The sequence below is a fragment of the Mucilaginibacter sp. P4_G9 genome, assembly GCF_056400985.1.
The window spans coordinates 1-4,775 of record NZ_JBFUKF010000377.1; the positions used below are offsets into that span (position 1 = coordinate 1).

Consider the following 4,775-nt stretch of genomic DNA (forward strand, 5'->3'; position numbering starts at 1 on the left):
ATAAGTTAAAATAATTGCCTTTTGCCAATCACCTTTGATAAATCAAGGGAATAATTCTAGTTGGGCCTTGGGCAATTTAAAAAGGCAGGGAACTAATACGACGAATGGTTCTACTAAACCAGAAATGACAAAAGTTCACCCTGCCTTTTTTATAACTTATCCACAAACTTTTTAGTTTTTAACACCCCCCTGCACCCCCCATTATCAACAATAACAATTCTTATTAATTTGCTATTCTAAGACCAAAGGAAATGACAATTTTCTTTTATTAAAAAGATGTGTCCTCACGGTAGATAGGGTTAGGGGGATAGTGACATTCAGCCATTGCATTATCCCACAACACAAAGGCTTGCAATAAAGAGTTGCCTGGCGGTTTTTTATTCGATCCTTTGTCGCATTTAACCCCTGTATTTGTCATAGCTTAACCTATCTTTATTACTGTTTAACACGTAATTTTGATTGATAGCCGGAAGCAAAATTAATTGACCTGAATTTTTAAATTATTTGAGCCAGATGAAAACCATATTTGACCAAACAACCAGGAATGAATTGATTAACAGGATCAGCACGCTTAATGAAACCAGCACAGCCCAATGGGGTAAAATGAATGTTTACCAGATGCTGAAACATTGTACCCTGTATGAAGAAATGATGTTAGGTAAACAAAAATATGAACGGGCGTTTTTGGGCCGTTTGTTTGGTAGAATGGCTTTGCCGGATTTTGTAAAAGATGAAACGCCGATAAAGCGAAATCTACCTACCCTTGTACAACTTAAGGTAAAAGAGCCCAGTGGCAATGTAACAGCTGAAAGGAAGAAATGGATGGCCCTGCTGGAAGAATACGCTCATCTTTCAAACAATGAAGTTATTCACTCTTTTTTTGGTAAACTCACTAAAGAGCAGGTTGGGTATTTAGTTTATAAGCATACCGATCATCATTTAAGACAATTTGGCGGTTAGGTTATGGCGTTTTTTAAAAAACTTATGGCCGGTTTATACTTATTATTCTTCTTTAATGTTTTTGTTTTTATTGTACATCTCGGCCAGCGATAACAATAACCGTTCAAGGTCTAATGGTTTAGACAGGTAGCCATTCATGCCTGCCTTAAAACAATAGTCTTTATCTTCGGTAAGTGCATTGGCCGTCATGGCCAGGATCATTGGTTTGGCCCCGTAAATCTTCCTGATCAACCGCGTTGCTTCCAATCCGTCAATATTTGGCATTTGGATATCCATTAAAATCAGCTCGTACTTTTTGCTGCTCATCATATCCATAACCTCCTTGCCATCATTTGCAAGGTCGGGCTGGTATCCCAATTTGTTTAAAACCCTAATAATAAGCTTCTGGTTCATTAAATTATCTTCGGCAATTAACATTTCAAAAGGATATGTTAAGGCAAAGGTTTCGGATAACAATGTTTTTTTCTTTTCAACGCCCGGTAAAATTTCTTTTTTTAATTCGGCCTCAATTATATTATAAAAGTATTGCTGCTTAACAGGCTTGGTAAGCACCGAACTAAACAAATGAGCGTGCTTTTTTTTACTTTCATTACCAACCGAGCTTAGTAATATAATCGGGCTTGAATTTGGCAGGGCCCTTATCTTTTTACCCAGGGTTACGCCGTCCATATCCGGCATTTGCATATCTGTAATAATGAGGTCTATATTGTTTTCGGTTGATAATATTTTTAAGGCTGCTTCTCCTGAGGTTACGGCAATTGTATTAATTTTCCATTTTTCGAGTTGAATTTTGAGGATCCTTAAGTTGGTTGGGTTATCATCAATAACCAATACTTTTTTTCCATCACCTATTCCATTAGCCGGTAATTGGTTTACCCGTTCTAATACCGTTCCTTTTTTGCATTTAATGTTAAAGGTAAAGGTGCTGCCTATTCCCCGTTTACTTTGTACCCCGATAGTACCCCCCATTAATTTAATCAGGCGCTCGCTGATAACCAGGCCAAGCCCGCTGCCACCATATTTGCGGGTTATGGATGAGTCAACCTGGTTAAATGCTTTAAATAAATTATCAATCTGGTCTTCGGCAATACCTATACCGGTATCTCTTACCCGGAAGATTAATTGCAGCTCGCCGGTTGCTAATGCAGCGGATGTTACATATACAAACACTTCGCCTTTGTGGGTAAATTTGGTAGCATTGCCCACCAGGTTAACAAGAATCTGGCGCAACCGCGATCCATCGGCAAAGATATGAGCAGGAACATTATCCTCGATATGGTAAACAAGGTCGATTCCGGCTTTTGCAGATTTTGAAGCGAAAAGATCAAAAACATCTTCTATACATTTTCTAAGATCTACATCTGCCGGGTCGAGCTCAAGGTTGCCCGATTCGATCTTGGAGAAATCAAGAATATCATTAATAACCGTTAATAATGATTCGCCGCTGGTGAGTATGGCATCCGTATATTCTCTTTGTTCCGTGTCCAATTCAGTATCGGATAATAAAGATGCCATACCCAATACGCCATTCATTGGTGTGCGTATTTCATGGCTCATGGTAGCCAGGAAAGTGCTTTTGGCTAAATTTGCTTTTTCGGCTTCTTCACGGGCCTGGTGCTCCTTTTCCTTCTGCTCTGCTAACTCTTCTGACTGGGCCTGGTATTCTTCTGCCTGTACCTGTAATTCTTCGTTAAGGGTTTGCAGATCGTTGGCCTGCCTGCTTATCTGGCCGGTACGCTCATAAACTTGTTTCTCAAGCTCGTGCTTTTGTCTTTTAAAAAAACTTACCCTTAACCGGTAAACTGTATACGAACCGCCTAAAACAAAAATGGCGACCAATGTACGGAACCACCACGTCTCCCAAAATGGAGGAATTATAATAACTTTAATTGATGTTGCCTTATTATTCCAAACGCCATCGTTGTTGGCAGCTTTTACCCAAAAAGTATATGTACCGGCATCAAGGTTGGTGTAAGTTACGGTATGTTTATTTTCAATATACCTCCATTCGGGATCAAAACCTTCCAGTTTATAGGCATACTTGTTTTCATGGGGCGCAACATAATCCAATGCTGCAAACTCAAAAGTAAATACAGATTGCCAATACTGCAATACTATTTGCTTTGCCGATAAAACACTTTGTTTTAACGGCGAGCTTGGCGCTTGTATACTTACAGGTTTGTTAAATAAATCAAACCCGGTTAACCGAACGGTTGGCGGGTTATTATTAAAACTTAACCTGGCCGGATCAATGATGTTAAACCCATTAACGCTTCCAACAGCAATCCTGCCATCTGCCATTTTTATCCCGCTTGCGAGACCAAATTCAAGACTTTTAATGCCATTATTTTCACCAAAGTTTCTGAAGTTTTTATTGCCCGGATCAAAACGGGTTATACCTTTTAATGTGGTGAGCCATAAAATACCCGCAGCATCGGCCGCTATAAAATTTATGGTGTTATTAATTAAGCCATTATCCTCTGTATATGCAGTTATCTTTTTTGTTTTAAAGTTATAGCAATTCAGCCCCCCCTCCAGGGTCCCTATCCACATATGGTCCTTGTTGTCTTCGTAAAAATAACTGATCACATTACTGGTGAGACCGCTGTTTTCGCTATTTATTCTCTTGAATTTACCTGTGGATGAATTGAAAATACTAATGCCTTTTGAGTAGCCCCCCATCCAGATATTGCCATCGTGATCTTCATAAAACGCATTTACATAATTGTCGGCAATAGAATTAGGGTCCAGGGGGTTATTCAGATATTTTTTTATCGTATTAGTTTTAGGATCGTAACAATTGGCCCCGCCCTGATATGTTCCCATCCAAATATTCCCTTTTTTATCTTCAAGCAATGCATAAACCGAATTATTGTTGATATCCTTGGCTTCGTTTCCTTTTATGAAATGTGTAAACCGTTTCGACTTCAGATCCAGCCTGTCGGCGCCATTATTATAAGTGCCTATCCACAAGGCGTCCTTAGCCCGGTTTATCAATATGCACGATATATAATTACTTAATATGCTGTTTTGTACAGCATCGTTATGGCTGTAATTGATGGAAGTATTTTTAACAACGTCAAAATAATCCAAACCGGCATCGGTAGCCAGGTAAAGACCGCATTTATCATCTTCGGCCAGGCCCCTGATAATATTTTTTGCAGATGGGGAATTGTTTGGCGCCGATTTATAAGAGGGGAAAACGTTTAGGTATTTGCTGTACTTCAAGATCCCTTCGCTGGAGGTGCCTATCCAAACCATATGCTGCCGATCGGCTAAAATCGAATAAATACCATCATTAGGCATATCTTCATTCCCGGCTGTGCCGTTGTTTATTGGCACGAAACTTTTTTTATTGACATCAAACAACTGTAACGTGGTATTAGTACCAACCCAAAGGTTCCCGGCCTTATCGCCCGATAAACAGTAAATAGGATTATAGCCGGTTGCGCTGAAACGATCGATTTCATTTGCAAAACGCCGAAATGTTCCGTTGCTCCTGTTCAATAAGTTTAAGCCTTTATTGGTGCCTATCCAAAGGTTATGATGCTCATCTTCTTCTATGGCGTTGAGAAAATTGTCGCTAATACTCTGGTTATTGTTGTCATTGTGGACAAAACGTTTAAAACCATTTTTATTTTTGTTCAGCAAATTAAGCCCGTTTTCTGTCCCTACCCACACCTGGTGATAACTATCTTCAAAAATTGTATTCACCGAAGTACCACTTAAACTGTTTTTGTTATATGGGTCATGAGTAAAATGCTTAAAGCGGGTTTCTCCGTTCATTAACAGGTTTAAACCATTATCTGTACCTA

General features: G+C 39.3%; 2 protein-coding genes. One reads left to right on the forward strand and one right to left on the reverse strand.

Annotated features, from left to right (window positions below; all coding sequences use genetic code 11):
• Positions 1–513 precede the first annotated feature (513 nt).
• Positions 514–960, forward strand: a complete 447-nt coding sequence (locus tag AC1DPZ_RS22035) for a DUF1569 domain-containing protein (RefSeq protein WP_477407483.1) — start codon at positions 514–516, stop codon at positions 958–960.
• A 42-nt stretch (positions 961–1,002) separates the two neighbouring features.
• Here AC1DPZ_RS22035 and AC1DPZ_RS22040 read toward each other — a convergent pair whose 3' ends face one another.
• Entirely contained in the window at positions 1,003–4,746 is a 3,744-nt protein-coding gene (locus tag AC1DPZ_RS22040; protein ID WP_477407485.1) for a hybrid sensor histidine kinase/response regulator, read from the reverse strand.
• Between the last annotated feature and the right edge of the window lie 29 nt (positions 4,747–4,775).